The organism is Paenibacillus sp. JT31N11, from assembly GCF_056269285.1.
The window spans coordinates 1,576,617-1,596,460 of the sequence record NZ_JBWDNQ010000001.1; the positions used below are offsets into that span (position 1 = coordinate 1,576,617).

Here is a 19,844-nt window from a genome sequence, read left to right on the forward strand (position 1 = left end):
TTTCTTATCTCCAAAAATTAACACGCATTTACGAAGATGCAGCTTATGAGAGGGGTGATGTCGTAGTAGTTGGCGTCTACTGTTTGCGAAGATACCTGAGTGTAATCAACGACTGCATTCATGGGGGATTCACGCTGATCTAGCCTCGCAAGACAGATCACACAAAGCCGTCAAAGGCAATAAGTTAACTATTATCTAGATTACATTAACGTAATTTCTATGTGCAAATTAAAGGAGGAATTATACGTGAAAAAGATGAAACCCAGAAGAGTTCTACCGCTCGTTCTGGTGGCCGCGCTCATGGTGCTTACCTTTTCAGCTTGTGAAAGCGCCTCCACGGGATCCAATCCAAGCACCAATGAAAATGCAGCCAGTACCAGCAATACCCCCGAAATTGACACTAACGGGAAATATCAGAAACCAGTGACAATGACATGGGCCGTTCAAACGGCGGCAGCTTCAAAGCTCCTTGATAACGAAACCTGGGAAGATAACCGCTGGAGCCGCTTAATCAAAGACAAGCTCAATATCGATCTCCAGGTTGCCTTCTCTGCCGACAGCAGTACCGACGCCTACAAAAACAAGCTGAATGCCGTCATTGCTTCCGGCGACCTGCCGGACATATTCAAAACGCAGGATGCTAATGTTTTTCTGCAGTTGGCACAGAATGGACAGCTGGCCGATCTCACCGATGTCTATAACAAATACGCTTCTGATTCGCTCAAGGAATATCAGAAAAGATTTCCTGATTCGTTTAATGGCGCTACGGTAAACGGCAAGCTGTATGCCATACCGCGCATGAACGACAACTTCCACGAGGCGCCGTTCCTATGGATTCGTGAGGACTGGCTGAAGAACACCAATTCTCAGCCTCCCAAGACCATCGAAGAAATGGTCGCTCTTGCAGAGAAGTTCGCTACCGGCGATCCGGACGGTAACGGCATAAATGGCGACACGTATGGACTTGCCCTCAACAAGGATCTGATCAGACAAAACCACGGCAGTATTCTTGGTTTGGTCTCTGCGTTTGGCGTTCCCGGACGCGACGAAAGTATGTTCTACCGCGACGAGAATGCCAAGATGACTTTTGCCTGGATCCAGCCGAACATGAAAGCAGCGCTTTCCCTGTTGGCAGATATGTATAAGAAAGGCCTGATCAACAAGGAATTTACCAGCAAAGATGAATCCGCGCTGGTTGAAGATATTACCAGCGGCAAAATCGGTATGGCTTACGGCAGCAACTGGGGCACCTGGTATCCTTACAATAATGTTTACAAAAAGGATGGCGTTATCGTACATCCGTATTCCATTCCCACGGAGTCCGGTTACGATTATAAGATTGGTATCGAGAGCAACGCTGTCGGCCAGATGACGATGGTCAGCGCGGACTTCAAGCATCCCGAAGCAGCCATCAATATACTCAATCTGTACGATCAGACTGTCAATTACTCCACGAAGGAGGACTACCTCAAATACTGGGCGGATGAGCAGTACAGGCTCTCCCCAGTCTTTATCGATCAACCGGGCGAGGTTTACGCAGCTGCTTTGCTGGAAGCCTTCGACAAAGGCTCCTCTGACGGCCTGCCCCCCGCCGCAAAGCCCTTATATGATTATATCGCTGGCTTTGAAAATGGATCTCTCGCAAAAGACGACAATGCCTTCGGTACCTGGGGCCAGATGTCGAAATCAGGCTCTCTGCCGATTGTATTGAACAAGTATATTCCCGATAAGGCGATCGTCCAGAGCATCCTGGGAATTCAAAGGCCCGATGAGTGGTTGACGAATGTTGCTTCTCTGGATACGCTCACGATCACAGCCTTTACCAATATCATAACTGGCGCTAAGCCTGTCGATTATTTCGATACCTTTGTACAGCAGTGGCTGAAGGCGGGCGGTCAGCAGACTCTCGACGAGCTTGACAAAATGTATCCGGCAAAATAAGTCATTCTCATTTAAGGACTGCGGCGGGATATTTCCGCCTCAGTTAATTAAAAAGGTTTGCCGCTATCCAGCGCTGTGTCTATCCGAACCGCAGGAAGCAGCTGGCCTTGGCCCAAATCATTTACAGGTGGTGGACAAAAGATGTTTGTAAATCTGAAACGTAAAGACAAGCTGTTAAGAGAGCTTCCCTTGTATTTGATGCTGCTCCCCGCAATCGTTTTGGTGGCTGTCTTCAGCTATGGCTCCATGGCCGGCGTTGTGATCGCGTTCCAGAAATTTATTCCGGCAAAAGGTATGTTCGGACACCAACAGTGGGTAGGTTTTCAAAATTTCAATACCTTGTTTTCAATGCCGAATATATGGCCGGTCATACGAAATACGGTCATTATTGCATTGTGTAAAATGATTGCAGGCATCATCGTTCCGGTCGTGTTTGCGCTGCTGCTCAACGAAGTCAAGAATATTTTTACCAAGCGCGTTTTCCAGACGCTGGTCTATTTGCCGCATTTCCTGTCATGGGTCATATTATCCGGTATCCTTATTAATCTTTTGTCGCCGAGCGCGGGTTTTGTAAATATACTTCTATCCAAGCTTGGAATTGAACCGATCTATTTCCTTGGCAATCCGAACATGTTTCCCGGCACGATGGTAGTGACCGATATGTGGAAGGCTTTTGGATTCGGATCGGTCATTTACCTGGCTGCCCTTACAGGCATAAACCCTGCGCTTTATGAAGCCGCAGTTATCGACGGCGCAAACCGTTGGCGGCAGACATTGCACATTACCCTGCCCGGTATTTCATCTATTATCGTGCTGATGACCGTGCTCGGTCTTGCCAATATCCTCAACGGCGGTTTCGATCAGATCTATAATATGTACAGCCCTGTGGTCTATTCCACCGGCGATATTTTGGACACATTCGTGTTCAGACTGGGCATTGAGCAGGCTCAATACTCGCTCTCCACGGCTGCAGGCCTGTTTAAGTCAGGTGTATCTATGATTTTTATCATTATGTCTTATTACTTGGCTGACAAATTCACAGGATATAGAGTCTTCTAGTGGAGGGTAGGACTATGAGAATAAAAGCTTCCATACCACGTAAAATATTCCTAGTTTGCAATACAGTTTTCCTGCTAATTGTTGCATTTGTATGCATAGCGCCGTTTATCAACCTGCTGGCGGTATCTTTCTCCGACAAAGTTGCAGTCGATGCGGGAGAGGTTACTTTTTTTCCGGTTGGCTTTACTACAATCTCGTATCAATTTATTATGAACACCTCGAAGTTTTTCATGTCTCTTCTGGTCTCACTCCAGCGGACGGCGATTGGCGTGCCGATCAATCTGCTGTTGATCATCCTGACAGCTTATCCTCTCTCGAAATCAACAGCGGATTTCAGGGCCCGGAGTATGTTCTCATGGTTCTTTGTTGTGACCATACTCTTCAACGCCGGTTTGATTCCTACGTATATGGTGGTGAGGAATACCGGATTGATCGATTCCATATGGTCTCTTGTTTTGCCTGGCGCGCTTCCCGTTTTCAGCATGCTGGTCGTGATGAACTACATGCGCAGCCTGCCAAAGGAATTGTTGGAAGCGGCGTACATCGACGGTGCGGGTCATGTGCAGACGCTGATTAGAGTTGTTTTGCCGGTCTCGATTCCCACGATCGCGACAGTTACTCTGTTTTCGGTTGTAGATCATTGGAACAGTTGGTTCGACGGCATGATCTACATGAACCATATTGAAAACTATCCGTTGCAGACATACTTGCAAACGGTTGTCGTGAATCCACAGGAATTTATGCGCAACAACACCGATCTCAGCGGCAATTTATCCAAATATCTGTCTATGGTTAGCGCCCGCACCACAGGCGCAGCGCAAATGTTCTTAGCGATGATACCAATTCTATGTATCTACCCGTACCTGCAAAAGTATTTCACAACCGGGCTTGTGATGGGCAGCGTAAAGGAATGATGCAGGAAGGAGCGAAAAATTGAAAGTATTTGTTACTGGCGGTACCGGGTTTATCGGTTCGTATGTCGTCAAGGAACTGCTTTTGCATGGTCATGAGGTCACACTCCTTGCCAGAAATGCAAACAAGGTCCCAGGTTTTGTGGGTCATGAGCATATCCGTTTCGTTACAGGACAAATGGACGATGCGAATGCCATCGCTAAAGGGCTTGCGGGACAAGATGCATGCGTCCATATCGCGCTTTCGTGGCCGGAGCAGGGCGGGTCAGCGGAGGAAATGTTAGTAAACGAAACGATGCCCTCTGTTCGCCTGTTCCAGAGAGCTGCGGAAGCGGGAGTAAACAAAATCATTTATACCTCTTCCATCGCAAGCTTTGGCACGGCACCCAACAATGATAGGGGCTTTATAAAGCCAAAGACTTATTACGGCGCCACCAAGGCCGCGACAGAGGCTTATCTCTTGGCTATTGCCTCTCAGTATCAGCTTCAGGCAAATATCGTGCGGCCGGGTTATACCTTTGGCAATCCCTGCGTGGAGGGCGGGCCTCTCTATCCCGATCGAAAAATTGCAAATATGGTCAAAAGCGCCCTTGCGAACGAGCCCATGTCCTTTATCAAGAATGACGGTACGCAATTCATCTGGGCGGGCGACCTTGCAAAAGTATATTCAGCTTTGCTCCATTCCGATGAATTGGACCGCGGCTACTTTACCGCTGTAAGCACTGAATTCCGTACATGGGCTCAGATCGCGCAAATGGCGGTAAACCTCCTTGGTTCCAAAAGTCAAATCCTTCTTGAGGACAAGGGCCGTCCCGAGCCTGAGGGCATGCCCATAGATATCTCGCAAATCAAGAATACCTTTGGGTTTGCTTTCAAGGCTGATGAGTATATGAAGAAGCATATCCGATATTTGAGCACATTGGAGTTGTAAAAGAACCTTTAGTCCCGCACATTACCTGGATCGGCATGTGGAACGTCATGAAAGCGTTATAACTTAATTAACGAAATGGGGAAGGTATTTTTATGGAGAACAACATCAGCTTTGACGGCTTTATTCAGATCGCAATCGTAGTTAAAGATATCCAAAAGGCTGCTGAGACCTGGGCAAGATTTTTTAATATTCCCGTGCCTGAGATCCGCAATAATCCTCCTGCCAGCAACCCTGATTTGACGTATCGCGGAAAACCCGCTTTTTACGGACTCAAGCTCGCGAATATACGGGTTGGCAATTTCGTCATTGAACTGCATGAACCGGACGAGCACGACAGTACATTCCGAGAGTTCCTGGATAAGCATGGAAACGGCGTGCATCATCTGGGCTTCCAGGTTGGCGACAAGCGTGACGCAATTATCGGTGAACTGGAAGAGGTGGGATATGAGATGCGAACGATCGGTTATTATCCCGGCAGCAGCTGGACCATTGTCGACAGCGAGGACGATTTGGGCGTTAATTTGAACATCAAGCCCCGGGCGTAGCCTATTTCTTATCTAGGGAGATTAAACGATGAATACAGTGAAAGAACCCCACAAGACAGAAGGAAAAAATGTGATCAGTATCCTGGAAACGGTGGATGTTTATAGCGGCGAACGCAGCGTCCTGGCCGAATTCGATTTTCTGATTGAGGCACCTAATTGGACCCGCGACGGCAAGCATCTCGTATATAACAGCTTTGGCCGTCTTTACACTTTTGACCTCGCTACAGGGGAGAGTACAGCGATCGAATCCGGTTATGCGATTCGGTGCAATAACGACCATGTGCTTTCGCCCGATAACTCGCATGTCGCGGTTAGCCATCATACCTGCGAGGATGGCCGGTCCCGTATTTATATTTTCCCCTTGCAGGGAGGCAACCCGGTACTCATCACGCCAATGGCCCCCAGCTATCTGCACGGTTGGTCACCGGACGGAAACACGCTGGCATACTGCGCAGAGCGAAACGGCGAGTACGACATCTACACCATCCCTATAAACGGTGGCATAGAAACGCAGTTAACGGATTCATCCGGATTGAATGACGGCCCCGAATATTCACCGGACGGCAAGCACATATGGTTCAACTCGGTACGAACTGGCCTTATGCAGGTGTGGCGCATGAATGTCGATTCCAGCGAGCAAACGCAGATCACGTTCGATGAGAGCAATAACTGGTTCCCGCATGTATCCCCTGACGGAGAATTGGTGGTTTATATTAGTTATCACAAGGGCGATGTTGCTCCTGGCGCCCATCCCGCAAACAAAAATGTAGAAATTCGCTTAATAGGAAGCGCAGGCGGAGAGTTCCGTACGTTGGTCAAGCTGTTTGGCGGACAGGGCACCATTAACGTCAATTCTTGGTCACCCGACAGCAGGAAGCTGGCTTTTGTCAGCTACAAGCTGAAGGAATAGAGAGACCCCTTTGCGCACCGATGATTATATTCCCGATAACATCAAATATAGCGGAGGAATTTTTATGAAAATTTTTGTCACTGGCGGTACCGGCAATATCGGACAAAACGTTACTAAAGCATTGCTTGCAGCAGGTCATGAAATTGTACTGCTTACCCGTACTCCGGACCGGATTCCTTATTATCAAACCCTTCCGAACATAACCCTTGTACAGGGTAATATCCTTGAGCTGGACGTAATGGAAAAGGCGCTTCAGGGCTGTGACGCTGTTATACATGTCGCGCTCGGTTGGGGCAACGACCCGGTTGAAATGCTTGAACATGATACCAAAGTTACGCTGTTCCTAGCTGACGCCGCCGAAAGAGCTGGCCTGCATAAATTTATTTACACCAGTTCTACTGCTGCAATGGGTGATCTGCGCGACGGCATGGACGAAACTGCCCAGCTGCTTCCGGGCAACCTGTACGGTGCAACCAAAGCTGCTTCCGAAATGTATCTGATGGGCTTTAATAGGTATTACAATGGCCAGGGCGTTAACGGAACCAAAACCAAAATAGCAAGAAATGTTATTCGTCCTGGCTATATTTTCTCGAATCCGGCTTATGAAGGCGGCGCATCCCAGTCTGATGTTCGTTTCTTAAACCTTGCAAAGGCTGTTCTTCAGAATGAAGACCTCACTTTTAACAAATTCGATGGCACTCAGTTCCTTTCCGGTAGACAAATTGCAGAACTTTACGTAAAACTGCTAGAAAGCGACTTCAATAACGAAACCTTTATGGCGCTGGGTAAAAAATTTGTTTCCTGGGCAGAAATTGCACAGCTTGCAATCGATTTGACCGGTTCTTCCAGTAAAATTATTATTTCGAATGCGGATGAAGAACGTAAACGATCCTATTATAATGCAAGCAAGATGGAAATTGTATTCGGATTATCCTTTGAAGGGGATGAAGATCTGAAAGATCACATTCAGTGGAACATTGATCGTGCACGCAAAATTCTTGCAGGGGAACAGGTTCATGACGTTTACCATGTCTGGTAAAGAGAAGTTAGAGCAACTTTACAATTGTTTAGATTAAAAAATAGATAGGAGAAGAAAAATGGAAAACACTATTCTTGGCACGACCCTGGTTTGTCAGATTGCAATGATCGTTCGTGATGTAGAAAAGGCTACCGGTCGATTTGCCGAGCTATTAGGCGTTCCCGCCCCTTCTATTATAATGGCTAATGAAGATGGCAGTGATACGGTTACCTATATGGGGCAGCCCACGAAAGGAAGGGTAAGGCTATCTTTCTTTCACATGGAGAATCTGGTTGTAGAGTTCATTGAACCAACAGAGGACCCTACTACATGGAAGGAATTTCTTGATACAAAAGGCCCTGGAGTCCATCACATCGCATTTAAGGCGAAGAACAGAATGCTTGAAACGGCAGCTAAGCTGGAGGAATTCGGCTTCCCGCTTATTCAAAATGGCGATAAATATGCTTATGTGGAAAGTACAGACGATTTAGGTGTCATTCTCGAACTTCTCGATATTGATTAAATTTTGATTATCGAACTGGCTCAGGATAAGCTAGGTACCACTAATAAAAGCTTGAGCATTTGAGATGACCGTATGGAGCTATATGATCTGGATTTTCTTTCAGGTCGTACTTTCTGGCTTCATGGTGGAAGACATTTTTGGCTAGCCTACGTCATGATAATAAAGGTTGAAAAACCTCCTAATCTCCAGATCACTACTACAAGATTTTGCTTCAAGTTCGGAGCTTCCCCGACAAGAGGGAAAGCCCCTTCCACCGCAATTGCGGCAGAAGGGGCTGCTTTTTTTTGATATTTATTTTTACATCACCCCCAAGGGGGATATACCGAGGCACGGTACCATCATAGATGTCTAAACCGCTTAATGATGATAGCTGAAACCGGGTCCATTGAAATCGGCCAGCAACCATAAAGAATACACTTCCCTGGAAAATTAGGTTGCCCTGACAGTAGCGCACGGATAGCCTCCACGTTCGAGGTCACCGACTGGTTTTCGGCAAAGGCGCGAACGACCGACGGCATCGACTCGGTCGGCACAAACGCCGAGCTGATAAACGGCAGGAAGATAATCGAGTGTGCATTAATAACCTAGGCTTTCCAGGTTTTATCATTAACCTAAACATTCCTGTAGGGCCTAAGATTTGGCCTTTGTCAAAAAAGGAGCGCCTCTGTAGGATTAATCTCCCATGAGTGCTTCCCGAGAGGGAGCGACAATCTGTGATGCACCGTGGCCGCCCAAGTCAGACTAACAGATGGGCTCTAAGGCACCATAGCTTATCGACCTTCCTTTCCCAGCCCTAAGATATTCTTACCCATTTTCATCATCTGTAGTGCAGCGCTTGCGCTGCATGTATGGCTAACGGGTACCGAGGGAGTTCAAAACATCTTGGAGCAGTTTACTGGCCGCGGCTGCTCCATTTTCGTTACGCTAACGGACAGATTAACGTGGTATCAGTGTACCAAACATAGTGGACCGAGGGTCTCTTTGCTAGCATCGCCAGTATTGATGCGTATCATTAATTCGGTCAAGTTGAAACTAATCTTGAGACAAGATGGTGACTAAGAACTAGCATTCCAGGATACAGAGGAAATTATTGACTTTTAAGTGTTGCCCGTAAAGTTTATCAAAAACCCGAAATAGCTTGATAATACTGGATTTTGCAGGTAACAACTATAGTGTCACTGAACACAACAACTCAACAGCCGCCAGCAGTACAGGAATGGCTAAGCTGTTAAATGAAAAAATGGATACCGCAAAAAAGAAAAATGAAGTGTCCGATCCTTTTACCTAAAATATTATAATCCTTGTGCCTTACGCTGCGTTATGTTTTATAGTAAAGATACCGGTAAATGTCCAGCGCGAATAAAGGAGAGGATAATGAACAAAACTTGGAAGGTCGGAGAGCTTGCGAAGCTAACCGGGTTGACGATCCGGACGTTGCGTTATTACGATCAGATAAACCTGTTTTCCCCATCGGGATTTTCTGAATCCGGGCACAGGCTTTATAACGAAGAGGATATATCCCGCTTGCATCAAATTCTGGCGCTCAAGGAACTGGATTTGTCGTTGGAAGAAATAAAATCGGTGCTGCTCGGACAACACTATAGTCCCATCGAGGTTGTGTCCCAGCAGATTAAGCGTATTCACGATAATATTCTCATTCAGCAAAAGCTTCTGGGAGAATTGGAATACGTGCTTGGCTTAATGCGTACGAAAGAAGCTATCTCTGTTGATGAATTTACAAAACTGCTGCAGCTCATGAAAAAAAGCCATGAGAAGTTTTTTGCCGAGCGGAAAGTGAACCTCGAGCGCAGCTTCGACCGGCTCGGCGAGTTTCTGGGCGAGCAGCCGGATGATCTGGCGCCAAAGAAGAATTAATTAGAGCGATGGTAATCAGCTGCAAACAGTATAAACGCAAACAGGCTGCCGGTTTAAAACCGGGAGCCTTGTTTGCGTTCGGGCCGGACTTTGCCTGCGCTTCAGTCAAGAAAATAACGGAAAGTCATTGATCGAAGGAGCCGAAGCTATTGCTTGAAGCCCAATTCCTGAGAAATATGAATCGCCGCTTCGCGTACTTTTTGGCCCATCGAGTTGAATTTGATGGCGGGCAAATCCTGTGACAACGAGGTTATGCTGATGGAGGCAACAATATTGCCTGATAAATCGTAAACGGGGGATCCAATACACCGGATGCCTTCTTCCATCTGCTCATCTTCAATGGAAAATCCGTGCTGACGGATAAATTGAACGTCCTCAAGGAGCTGCTGAGCGGATTTCTCCGCGTCCCGCATATCCGGAAACTCCTCTAAAGCATTGGCAACCTGTTCCCGGCTCATTCCGGCGGCCAGAGCTTTGCCCACTCCCGACAAATGCAGGGGCAGCGACTGCCCGATGAAGGTGGCAAAGCGGACGAAGCCGCTGCCTTCCACCTTGTCGATATAAACAGGCTGCTGTCCGGCGAGAACGGCCAGATGAGCCGTGTAAGGCGTTTGGCTGACAAGGCCTTCCAAATGGGGTCTCGCCATCCGGCGGATGTCGAGATCACGGAAATAGCTCATTCCCAGTAAAAATGTCGCATGCCCGAGTCCGTATCTTCCGTCGGCATGCCGTTCGACCATCCGGCTCTTGGATAACGAATTAAGCAATACAAAAACGGTTGATTTGGGAATATTCAGTTGAGCATGAAGCTCCAGCGCCGACAGCCAGCCCTGCTCCGCCAAGGCGTGCAGAATGAGTACCGCTTTGTCCAGGGCGGGGACTGAATAATCCTTTTTCGTACTTTTTTCCATAATTGAGCTCCTTTTCAATTGCCATTCAGATTATTATTCATTATACTGAATAAAAGTCAGTATAGTAAAGTTGTAAATATGAAGCGTTATCCGAATCATCTATTCATAAAAATGCGTATTATTGGTATTTACCAGGGTTTACATCATAAGTGTCAGTTAACTTGACATCGATTTTAGCTCGAGATATAGTCAGCATATAAGATTTATTTTAATATACAGAACATCATCTCCTCCGAAGCACTTAATGGTCCGGTCGGTATTACGTTAACGTAAAAGGAGAGATTCGTCATGCTCAAAAAAAAGCGCAGATTGAATATGGCTGCTCTCACCATACTGCTGCTCTGCATTCTGATTCCTGTGCTGCTGCAGGGATATGTTCTCGGCAAGAACGCCGTGCATCGGACGGAAACGATCTACGATCAGTCTCTGTCCAAGAACATGGAATCGCTTTCTCTTAATTTGGACTTTTATATCAACCACATCAACGATTATATCCGCATTCTTTCACAGGACGAACAGCTGTACCAGATCATGCAGAAGCAGTATGCCAGCCAGGACAAACAGATCAGGGCGATCCGCGACCGGGTCAATTCATTTACCAAAATGTATCGTCTGAGAGTTCCGCTGGATGTTCAGATTATCAGCAGCTCGGGCCGTGTATACGGAAGTGTGCCCCTGCATGATACGGAAAGCGAAAGCCTCAAGCGGATTGTCCGCAGTTTTCCATGGTATGGCGACAATATTCCTTACGATAATGATGTAATGTATAACGATGTCGCCGATGATTTTCATGATTTGACGAACGACCACTCCCTCTACTTCACCAAAAATATAGTCAGCGGCACCAAGCCATTGGGTCTGCTTGTTGTGGCGATGAGAGAATCGCTCATTCAAGGCCTGCTGAATCAGCTGCAGCTCAATAACTCCACGCCGGTCTTTATCGGGAATTCATCGGGCGATGTACTGGTAGCCGGCGAAAACGTTGATACCGGTCCGGACGCCAGGAATGTTTACCGCCAGGCTATTGTCCAGGCGCAGGCAAATGGCGGAGAGTACAGCAGCTTCCATATGGATTTGAACCACCGAACTTATCTTTGCTCTACCCACAACATCCCCTTCCTCTCATGGTATCTGGTTTCGATGACTCCAATGAATATGCTTGTCGGGCAAGCCAAAGCGCTCTGGATGTACACACTTGCGGTAACGGCTTTCTCAATTGTCCTGATTCTGCTGATATTGCAGCTGCTGACACGAAAGGTCATGCTGCCCATTCTGAATCTGTCGAAAAGAGTCAGGAAGCTCCGGTTCAACGATCCCGAGAAGCTGGCTGAGGAGCAGAAGAATTTTCGCTACCGGGGCATCGACGAAATCGAAATCCTCTTCTCCGGCTTCCAGCACATGCTGGGCCGCATAGGCGAGCAGATGGAAAAAATAAAAACCGACGAACAGGAGAAAATGAACCTCAAATTAACGCTGCTCCAATCTCAAATCAATCCTCATTTCATGCATAATGCGATTAATTCCATACGTTGGATGGCTGTGATGAAAGGAGAGAAGTCGATCGCCCAGGCGCTCGTCAATCTCTCCGGCATGCTGCACTATTGTCTGGACAAAGCATTGTCGGTGAGAAGCACCCTTGGCGAAGAATTGGCTTACGTACGGAACTACATTGCCTTTCAGGAGAACAGGATGCTTCAGCCCATTGAAACCGATATTTGTGCAGAACCCGAAGTCCTGCATACGATAATTCCCAAGCTGACCCTGCAGCCTATCGTGGAGAATGCCATCCTTCACGGTTTCGCGGGCAGCGGAAGCTTCCGGATATCGCTGACATGTGTCAGACATGGCGAGTATGTCACCGTAACAGTCACGGATAACGGCGTTGGCATGGACGCTTTGTCGGTCAAGAAGCTGATCAGGGGTGATCCCGTCAAGGGGCAGAGCTCGGGATCGGGTATCGGCCTCATGAACATACAGCAGAGGCTTCGGCTTGAATACAACGAACGCTTCGATATTCGGATTGACAGCCTGCCAGGTCAAGGCACATCGGTAGTGCTGACTATACCGTACGTAATCTGCGAAAGAGGTGAATCCGCATGAAAGTCATGATTGTGGAAGATGATCTTCTGGTCCGGTTGGGCATCAAGTCGATGATTGCCTGGGCGGAGCTCGGGATGGAGGTTGTGTGCGAGGCAAGGGATGGTGCGGAGGCACTGGAGCTTTTTTCCGTGCATTTGCCGGATATTGCCTTGGTAGACATCGGTCTGCCCAGGATGGACGGCCTGGAATTTATCGAGCGGGTCAAACACTTGAGGCCGGACGGCGAGTTTATTATTTTGACCTGCAACCAGGATTTCGAGCTGGTCAGAAGGGCGCTGCGCCTTGGCGTCCGCGATTTTTTTGTCAAGTCGACGATGGAGATCGAGGAGCTGCAGACGATGCTGCTGGGGTTGTCGGACTTGCTCCGGAACAAGCAGCCGCTCGTCCGGGAAGACGAGACGGAGCTGCTGCAGCTGAGACAGATCAGAAAAATGTCGATGCTGAGGGAATGGCTTGAGGGCGTTTACAGCAGCGGGACCGGCTTCCGGGAAAAGCTGGAGGAATGCGGATTGATCCTGACGGAAGGCAGATGTCAAGCGTGGGTTATCCGGATGAATACGGCAGCCCGTCAAGGCAGCCCGCTGCTGCCGGCTGATCTGGTCCAGATCGGCCGAGCTGTTGAAACGATCGCGGGAGAACTTTACCGCGGCCATGTGGTTGGCCTCGTCGAATATGTCCATGAACGAAGATGGCATCTGCTGCTTCATACCTCCGGGCAATCGGAGCTGCCCGATGCCGGAATGCTGATCGATTCCGTTCAGCGTTATCTGGGATTATCCGTGACCATTGCCGCGAGTGAACCCTTCGAAAGCTGGCAGGACTGGGGCAAGCGCGACGCAGATGCCCGTGAGATGCTCAGTCTGTCCTTTTACAATGAGGAACAAAATCTCTTCCGGGAGAGGCTTCCGGAACCGGCGCTCCCCTTGTCACTGCTTGCCTGGAAGAGGGACATCGTCCGGCAGTTGAGCTGTTTTCAATGGGAGGATGCTGAACGGATGCTGGATATGCTGCCAGAATTGCAGCCGTATCCCAGACCGGCGCTGCTGCTTAATCTGCTTGCTGATGTGATGTTTCAGCTGAACCGCATCCGCGAGAGGATGGGGATTCGAACGGATCAGGAAGAAGGGGAGGGAGCCGGTGCTGTCCTGTCAGACTGCTGTACGTTATCGGCATGCGTCGAAGCCATCCGCAGCAGCATCAGAAATGCCGGAAAGTGGGGTGGGAGGGGCAATCATCGTAAATATGTGATCGAAGCTGTGGAGATGTACCTGGACGAGCACAGCTTCGAGGAAATTAGCCTGAACGGCGTCGCCGCTCTATTTAATATGAGTCCCGCCCAGCTGAGCCGTCTGTATAAGGAAGAAAAGGGATTGAATTTCAGTGAAGCGGTGCTGGCCGCCAAGGTGGAGCAGGCCGAAAGAATGATGCAAAGCGGCATGTCCTTGACCGATATCGCCGATAAGCTCGGTTATCTGAATCCCAGTTCATTTACCCGGATGTTCAAGAAAGTAAGAGGCGTGGCTCCGTCTTATTACACAGGATCGCAATCGCTGTAAAAAATGTCAAGCTTCGTGCAAAAATGGTCAAGTACCATGAAGAACCTGTGAAATGTGATAAGCCCTGACACCGATGCTGTCATTCTCATCCGGATGGCAGCCCTTTACAATGAAGATAACTTCAAGGGGCTGTTGATCTGTGGCCGGTGGCAGGTGGAAGGATGCCTTACGCCTGCTCCGGTGATAGCGCCATCAGCATCTTGAATATTCGCTCAAAGAGGGGGAGCATTTCATGAGGTTTAAAACCATTCTGACAGCAGCCGTTTCCTCAGTCATTGTATTGGCGCTGACTGCCTGTTCAGGGTCTTCCGGTACGAAGGAAGGCTCCGGCGCAAATGGCGATTCGTCCAAGCAGAAGGTGAACATCGTCTTCTGGAATACGGGATATCCGACCGTGGACGAGAATAACAAGTCCAAGAAGAAAGAGGACTTCTACATCTATCAGGCCATCAAGCGCTATGAGACCGCGCACCCGGAGGTGTCCATCGAAGTGCAGGATGTGCCGTCCGGAGATGAGCTGTTCACCAAGTTTCAGACTGCCGGCATCGCCAAGAACGGTCCCGATATGACCGTCATCTGGTCGGGAACCTACATGCTGAGGTTCAAGCAGTTTCTTGAACCGCTCAGCAGCTATTTTACCCCGGAGGAGAAAAGCCGGATTGTCGGCTGGGACGCGGGAACCGAAGGCTTCAAGGAGGGCGGCGAGGTATACGGCGTGCCATTCTCGACAGACGGGACCTTCGGGCTCCTGTACAACAAGAAAATATTAGCCGATGCAGGCGTCGACCTTGAGGCACAACCATTGAAGAATTTTAATGACTTCGAGGAGATGCTTCTCAAGATCAAGAGCAAAGGAGTGACTCCGCTCGGCCTGAAGGATCCGGATACGTTCTATCATATCCCTAATTACTGGATTGCCCAGACAGTGGGCTCAGCTGGTCTTGAGGATCTGGTCAGCGGCAAGAAAAATTTCTCCGACCCGCAGCTCGTTCCAATCATCAAAGCGTGGAACGACATGTATGCGAAGGACCTGGTTATTTCCGACCAGTCAGATCAGTCCCTGCAGCTGTTCTACCAGGGGCAGGTTGCCATGGTAGCCGGAGGCAACGGTGCTATCGCCAACGCCCGCAAAGCGCTGGGGGATGATCTGGGTATGATGAAGGTTCCCGATTTCAACGATCAGGTCCTCATTCATGACGGCGGGGTTGGCGGAGTCGGCGCTACATTCGTTGTAACCAATTATTCGAAGAAAAAGCAGGAGGCCGTCGACTTTATCAAGTTTCTGATGAGCAAGGATGAGCAGGTCAACAAAATCGAGAGCGGTGAAGCGGGCCTGTCCGTAGTCAAGGATGTCGATGTTTCGCAGATGGCGTCCGAGCCGCTGATTCTCGAGCAGCAGGAGTGGGCCAATGAGCCGAGCACCATTTTCTGGCCGGATAATGTATACCCCGCTGAGCTGACCAGCGAAATCTCTTCCTTGCAGTCGCTCGCGCTGACAGGCAAAATGACGGCCGAGGAGTTCATGGGCAAGATCGACCAAAAGCGCGATGAGCTGCTGAAAAGCAGCCGGTAAGCAATCGAAGGGAGTGCTTCCTCCGCTTGTCCGGAGGGAGGGAGCATTGCCCAGCGGAAGGAGGAACAATATGGGCTTGAGAAGGGAAAGCCTGCATGGCTATTTGTCCCTGCTGCCTGCTTTTATACTGCTGGCCGTATTTATCGGCTACCCGACTCTCAACACGTTCTATCACAGCTTTACCGAATGGGACGGTGTCAGCTCCCGCTTTGTCGGGTGGGATAATTTTCTCCGGATTATTCACAGCGGCGACTTGCTTCTGATGCTCCGGAACAATCTTATCTTCCTGCTGTCCGTCCCGGGAATTCTGATTCTGTCGCTCATCGTTTCGGTTCTGCTGTTCGAAGAGGTTCCAGGGTGGAGGTTCTTTCGCTCCGTATATTATCTGCCGACTATTCTATCGTCTGTCGTTATCGGTTTTCTGATTAAATCGATGTTTGCCAGCAAAGGTATTGTCAATTCACTGCTTGAAGATATCGGGCTCGGTCATCTGGTTGTCGACTGGCTGAATTACGTTCCGACCGAGTTCATGATATTGATTTTCTGCTTTTATTGGCAGACGCTGGGACAGGGAACGCTGATTTTTCTGTCCGGCATGTCCACCATATCCGGGGAGATATATGAAGCGGTCATCATGGACGGCGCGAGCTTCCGGCAGAGACTGTTCAAGATCACGATCCCGCTCTTGTACCCCACATTGTTTTATTTTACATGCATCAACGTCATCTATGTATTCGTAGGAATGTTCGGACTTGTCTATTCCATCACGGGAGGCGGACCAGGCTATGAAACGACTCCTATCGAATTTATGATTTATTTGCAGGCTTTCCAAAGCGGCAATATGGGCTATGCCAGCGCGCTTTCGCTGTTTCTGTTCGTAATCGTCGTGCTGATCACCTGGGTGCAGCTTAAAATCTCTGACAGGGTGAGCAATTGAGGGGGGATTTACATGAACCGTACGTCCAATCGTTTCGTCCGCTTCATCCTGGTTGTTATCCTGACGCTGGTTGCTGTAGTGGCCGTTTATCCCCTCGTCTATATGCTGCTGAGCAGTATGAAAACGTCGATTGAATTTATCCGGAATCCGATCGCTTGGCCAAAAACGTTCTATTTTGATAATTTTCAGGCGCTGTATTACCGTTTTTCATTGTTAAGATTATTCGGCAATACGCTCGTCAGCGTGGGGGGCGCATTGATCCTGTCGCTTGTGCTGTCCGTGCCTGCAGCCTTCGCGTTCGCCAAGCTGCGTTTCCGGTTCAAGAATTCACTCTACATGACCATGATCGGGATGATGACCGTGCCGGGCATTACCTTTATCTTGCCGAATTTCCTGCTCATGTCGCGGCTCGGATGGGTTAATCATTTCGCTTCTGTCATTGTGATCTGGGGAGTTACCTCAATCCCGGGAAATGTATTCCTGCTCAGGGCGCTGCTGCACAGCTTGCCCAATGAAATTCTGGAGGCGGTCAGGATCGATGGCGCCGGCTATTTGCAGGTCCTTCTAAGGGTGGTCGTTCCTTTGAGCCTGCCGGGCCTGGCGACGGTGTCCATCTTCAACGCCACAGCCTGGTGGAATGATTTGCTCACACCGCTTGTATATCTGCAGTCCGATGAGATGAAGACGATGACAGTTGCGGTCGCCACCATTCTGGGGAGATTCAGCTCCGATTATCCGCTGCTGCTGACAGGGCTCCTGATGACAGCGCTGCCGCCGGTGCTGATCTACATCCTGCTGCAGGGCTACATCCGCAAAGGGCTCGTTATCGGTGCGATTAAATGACTGACGTGAATTCGTAAGAGGAGGTTAGCAAGAAAAATGACAAACCGGCAAGGAAGACTGGAAGGGAAGGCCGCGATCATAACCGGAGCCGCATCCGGAATTGGTAAAGGCACAGCTCTGCTTTTTGCGGAAGAGGGCTGCCGCCTGGCATTGGTTGACCGTAATGAAGAAAAGCTGCTGGAAACCGCGGAAGAGATTAAAGCGCTGGGAGGGGAATGCATTGTCATAGCCGGTGACGTCTCCTCGTCGCTAACGGCCGAACGGGCTGTGAGCGCTGCCGTGAGTGCGTTCGGAGGCCTTGACATTGTATTCAACAATGCCGGCATCATGCCGATCGGAGATATTGTCGATTATCCGGAGGAAACCTGGGACGATGTGATGAGTGTTAATTTGAAGTCGATGTTTCTGATGTGCAAGAAGGCGATTCCGGAGCTGCTCAAACGGGGCAAGGGCTCGATTATTAACACCTCCTCCGTGATGGCCTCGCTGACCGAGCCCGGCCATGGCGCCTATACGGCTTCCAAAGCCGGAATTATCGGACTTACGAAGGAAATTGCCGTCTCTTATGCCGAACGCGGAATCCGCTGCAATGCAATCTGTCCGGGCTGGGTGGAGACGGACATGAATGTGAAGCTGGCGGAAAGCATGGGCGGCATGGATAAGCTGTATCCTGTCATTAAACAGCAGCAGCCGCTTGGCCGCATGGCAACGACACGCGAGGTGGGATATGCGGTACTGTTCCTCGCTTCGGATGAGGCATCCGCTGTTACCGGCTCCTGTCTTTATGTCGACGGGGCATCTTCCGCCTCGATTTAACTTTCAAGCCATTATTTCATTATTAACCTCGGAGGAGATTATTTCATGGCAAAAATAAGTATTATCGGCGCCGGGACAGCTATGTTCTCGTTAAGTCTGATCCGCGATATTTGCCTGACGCCCAATCTTGAAGGAAGTACGATCAGCTTTATGGACATTGACGAGGGACGTCTCGAGAGTGCCTATGCCTTGGCTCTGCGTTATGCCGAGGAGTCGGGAATCAAGCTGAAGCTGGAAAAGACGCTGGACCGCCGGGAATCGATCCGGGGAGCGGACTTCGTTATCAACGCTGCGCTTGTGGGCGGGCATCAGCGGCTGAAGGACGGCTGGGCTGTCGCCCGCAAGCACGGCTACCGCTTCGGCGGCAGCCTGCATGTGATGCATGATGAAGGATTCTGGATCAACCACTGCCAGCTGGAGCTGATGGAGGACATCCTGAACGACATTCTGGAAATCAGTCCGGATGCCTGGTATATGCTGGTGGCCAATCCGGTCATGGCCGGCGTAACCTATCTCCGCCGCAAGTACCCGCAGGCCAGGATTGCCGGCTTCTGCCACGGCTCGAACGGCGTGAGATATGTGGCACGGACGCTTGGCCTCGATCCGCAGCACATTACCTTTGAAGTGCCGGGCGTTAACCATTTCATCTGGCTGACCGAGTTCCGGTATAAAGGGCAGGATGCGTTCCCGATTCTAGACAAGTGGATCGAGGAGCAGTCGGAGGCATATTTCAAGACATGCCGAATCAGCGACGGAATGGGGCCGAAGGCCATTGATTTATACAAGAAGTTCGGCGTATTTCCGATCGGCGATACGGGCAATCCGGGCGGAGGGGCGTGGCCATTCTGGCATCATGCCGATGATGAGACGGAGAAGCGGTACCGAGAAGATCCGGAAGAGTGGTATCAGGGCTATTTCCGCCACGGTATCGACGACGTCAAGCTAATCAAGGATGTATCGGATAATCTGGACCGCAGAGTAACGGACGCATTTCCGCCGAAGCATTCAACGGAGCCGATGATTCCGTTCATCGAGGCAATCGCCTGCGATGTGCCGAGAATTATGATCCTTAATATTTTGAACGACGGGAATTTCGTTCCCGGCATTCCCCTGGATTTCCAGGTGGAGGTTCCCTGCTACGTAAGTGCAATCGGAGTCGAGGGGATCAAGACGAAAGGGCTGCCGCAGCCGGTGATCCATTATGCGCTCCGCGATCGCGTCGCCCCGGTGGAGCAGGAGCTCTGCGCCTACCGGAGCGGGAAGATCGATGACCTGCTCGCACTCATAATGATGGACCCGTGGACGCGCTCGGAGACCCAGGCCAGAGAATTGATCGATGATATGCTGTCGCTGCCGTATTTGGACAATATGAGAAAGCATTATGGGCTGTAGAAG

At 49.6% G+C, this 19,844-nt stretch carries 17 protein-coding genes and 1 pseudogene; 16 read left to right on the forward strand and 2 right to left on the reverse strand.

Annotated elements, in window-relative coordinates; all coding sequences use genetic code 11:
* The first annotated feature begins 255 nt into the window (after nt 1-255).
* The 8 genes from AC0YNV_RS06825 to AC0YNV_RS06860 all read left to right on the forward strand — a co-directional run bounded on the left by AC0YNV_RS06825 (nt 256) and on the right by AC0YNV_RS06860 (nt 7,838).
* On the forward strand, nt 256-1,941 hold the full coding sequence (locus tag AC0YNV_RS06825) for an extracellular solute-binding protein (protein WP_475767321.1): 1,686 nt from the start codon (nt 256-258) through the stop codon (nt 1,939-1,941).
* Between the two features lie 141 nt (nt 1,942-2,082).
* On the forward strand, nt 2,083-3,000 hold the full coding sequence (locus AC0YNV_RS06830) for an ABC transporter permease (protein WP_475766928.1): 918 nt from the start codon (nt 2,083-2,085) through the stop codon (nt 2,998-3,000).
* Nucleotides 3,001-3,014: 14 nt separating this feature from the next.
* Nucleotides 3,015-3,914 (forward strand): carbohydrate ABC transporter permease, encoded by a 900-nt coding sequence (locus AC0YNV_RS06835; protein ID WP_210040245.1) that lies wholly within the window; start codon nt 3,015-3,017, stop codon nt 3,912-3,914.
* A gap of 19 nt (nt 3,915-3,933) precedes the next feature.
* Nucleotides 3,934-4,842, forward strand: a complete 909-nt coding sequence (locus AC0YNV_RS06840) for an NAD-dependent epimerase/dehydratase family protein (protein WP_475766930.1) — start codon at nt 3,934-3,936, stop codon at nt 4,840-4,842.
* Between the two features lie 92 nt (nt 4,843-4,934).
* Nucleotides 4,935-5,387 (forward strand): VOC family protein, encoded by a 453-nt coding sequence (locus AC0YNV_RS06845; protein ID WP_475766931.1) that lies wholly within the window; start codon nt 4,935-4,937, stop codon nt 5,385-5,387.
* A 28-nt stretch (nt 5,388-5,415) separates the two neighbouring features.
* Nucleotides 5,416-6,297: a TolB family protein gene (locus AC0YNV_RS06850; RefSeq protein WP_475766933.1), complete on the forward strand. Its 882-nt coding sequence runs from the start codon at nt 5,416-5,418 to the stop codon at nt 6,295-6,297.
* Between the two features lie 64 nt (nt 6,298-6,361).
* Entirely contained in the window at nt 6,362-7,336 is a 975-nt protein-coding gene (locus AC0YNV_RS06855) for an NAD-dependent epimerase/dehydratase family protein (RefSeq protein ID WP_210040241.1), read from the forward strand.
* Nucleotides 7,337-7,394: 58 nt separating this feature from the next.
* On the forward strand, nt 7,395-7,838 hold the full coding sequence (locus AC0YNV_RS06860) for a VOC family protein (RefSeq protein ID WP_210040240.1): 444 nt from the start codon (nt 7,395-7,397) through the stop codon (nt 7,836-7,838).
* A 431-nt stretch (nt 7,839-8,269) separates the two neighbouring features.
* Here the strand turns inward: AC0YNV_RS06860 and AC0YNV_RS06865 are convergent.
* Nucleotides 8,270-8,413: pseudogene (locus AC0YNV_RS06865) on the reverse strand (ABC transporter permease); the annotation flags it as partial.
* Nucleotides 8,414-9,212: 799 nt separating this feature from the next.
* Here AC0YNV_RS06865 and AC0YNV_RS06870 point away from each other — a divergent pair.
* On the forward strand, nt 9,213-9,713 hold the full coding sequence (locus tag AC0YNV_RS06870; RefSeq protein ID WP_475766935.1) for a MerR family transcriptional regulator: 501 nt from the start codon (nt 9,213-9,215) through the stop codon (nt 9,711-9,713).
* A 146-nt stretch (nt 9,714-9,859) separates the two neighbouring features.
* On the opposite strand, the gene AC0YNV_RS06875 is transcribed toward AC0YNV_RS06870, so the two are convergent.
* On the reverse strand, nt 9,860-10,624 hold the full coding sequence (locus AC0YNV_RS06875) for an IclR family transcriptional regulator (RefSeq protein WP_475766936.1): 765 nt from the start codon (nt 10,622-10,624) through the stop codon (nt 9,860-9,862).
* A gap of 288 nt (nt 10,625-10,912) precedes the next feature.
* On the opposite strand from AC0YNV_RS06875, the gene AC0YNV_RS06880 reads away from it, so the two are divergent.
* The 7 genes from AC0YNV_RS06880 (at nt 10,913) to AC0YNV_RS06910 (ending at nt 19,841) form a co-directional block, all read left to right on the forward strand.
* Nucleotides 10,913-12,724 carry a sensor histidine kinase gene (locus AC0YNV_RS06880; RefSeq protein WP_475766938.1) on the forward strand — a complete coding sequence of 604 codons (1,812 nt, stop codon included), beginning with the start codon at nt 10,913-10,915 and terminating at the stop codon, nt 12,722-12,724.
* A complete protein-coding gene (locus AC0YNV_RS06885) occupies nt 12,721-14,280 on the forward strand; it encodes a response regulator transcription factor (protein ID WP_475766939.1) in 1,560 nt (519 codons plus the stop codon). The genes AC0YNV_RS06880 and AC0YNV_RS06885 overlap by 4 nt, the downstream gene beginning before the upstream one ends.
* Nucleotides 14,281-14,512: 232 nt before the next feature.
* Nucleotides 14,513-15,853, forward strand: a complete 1,341-nt coding sequence (locus AC0YNV_RS06890) for an ABC transporter substrate-binding protein (protein ID WP_475766941.1) — start codon at nt 14,513-14,515, stop codon at nt 15,851-15,853.
* 70 nt (nt 15,854-15,923) lie between these two features.
* Nucleotides 15,924-16,790: a carbohydrate ABC transporter permease gene (locus tag AC0YNV_RS06895; protein WP_210040234.1), complete on the forward strand. Its 867-nt coding sequence runs from the start codon at nt 15,924-15,926 to the stop codon at nt 16,788-16,790.
* Between the two features lie 12 nt (nt 16,791-16,802).
* Nucleotides 16,803-17,633, forward strand: a complete 831-nt coding sequence (locus AC0YNV_RS06900; RefSeq protein ID WP_475766942.1) for a carbohydrate ABC transporter permease — start codon at nt 16,803-16,805, stop codon at nt 17,631-17,633.
* Nucleotides 17,634-17,669: 36 nt separating this feature from the next.
* Nucleotides 17,670-18,449, forward strand: coding sequence for an SDR family NAD(P)-dependent oxidoreductase (locus AC0YNV_RS06905; RefSeq protein ID WP_210040232.1), 780 nt, complete (start codon nt 17,670-17,672; stop codon nt 18,447-18,449).
* A 45-nt stretch (nt 18,450-18,494) separates the two neighbouring features.
* Entirely contained in the window at nt 18,495-19,841 is a 1,347-nt protein-coding gene (locus AC0YNV_RS06910) for a family 4 glycosyl hydrolase (RefSeq protein WP_475766944.1), read from the forward strand.
* Nucleotides 19,842-19,844: the final 3 nt, after the last annotated feature.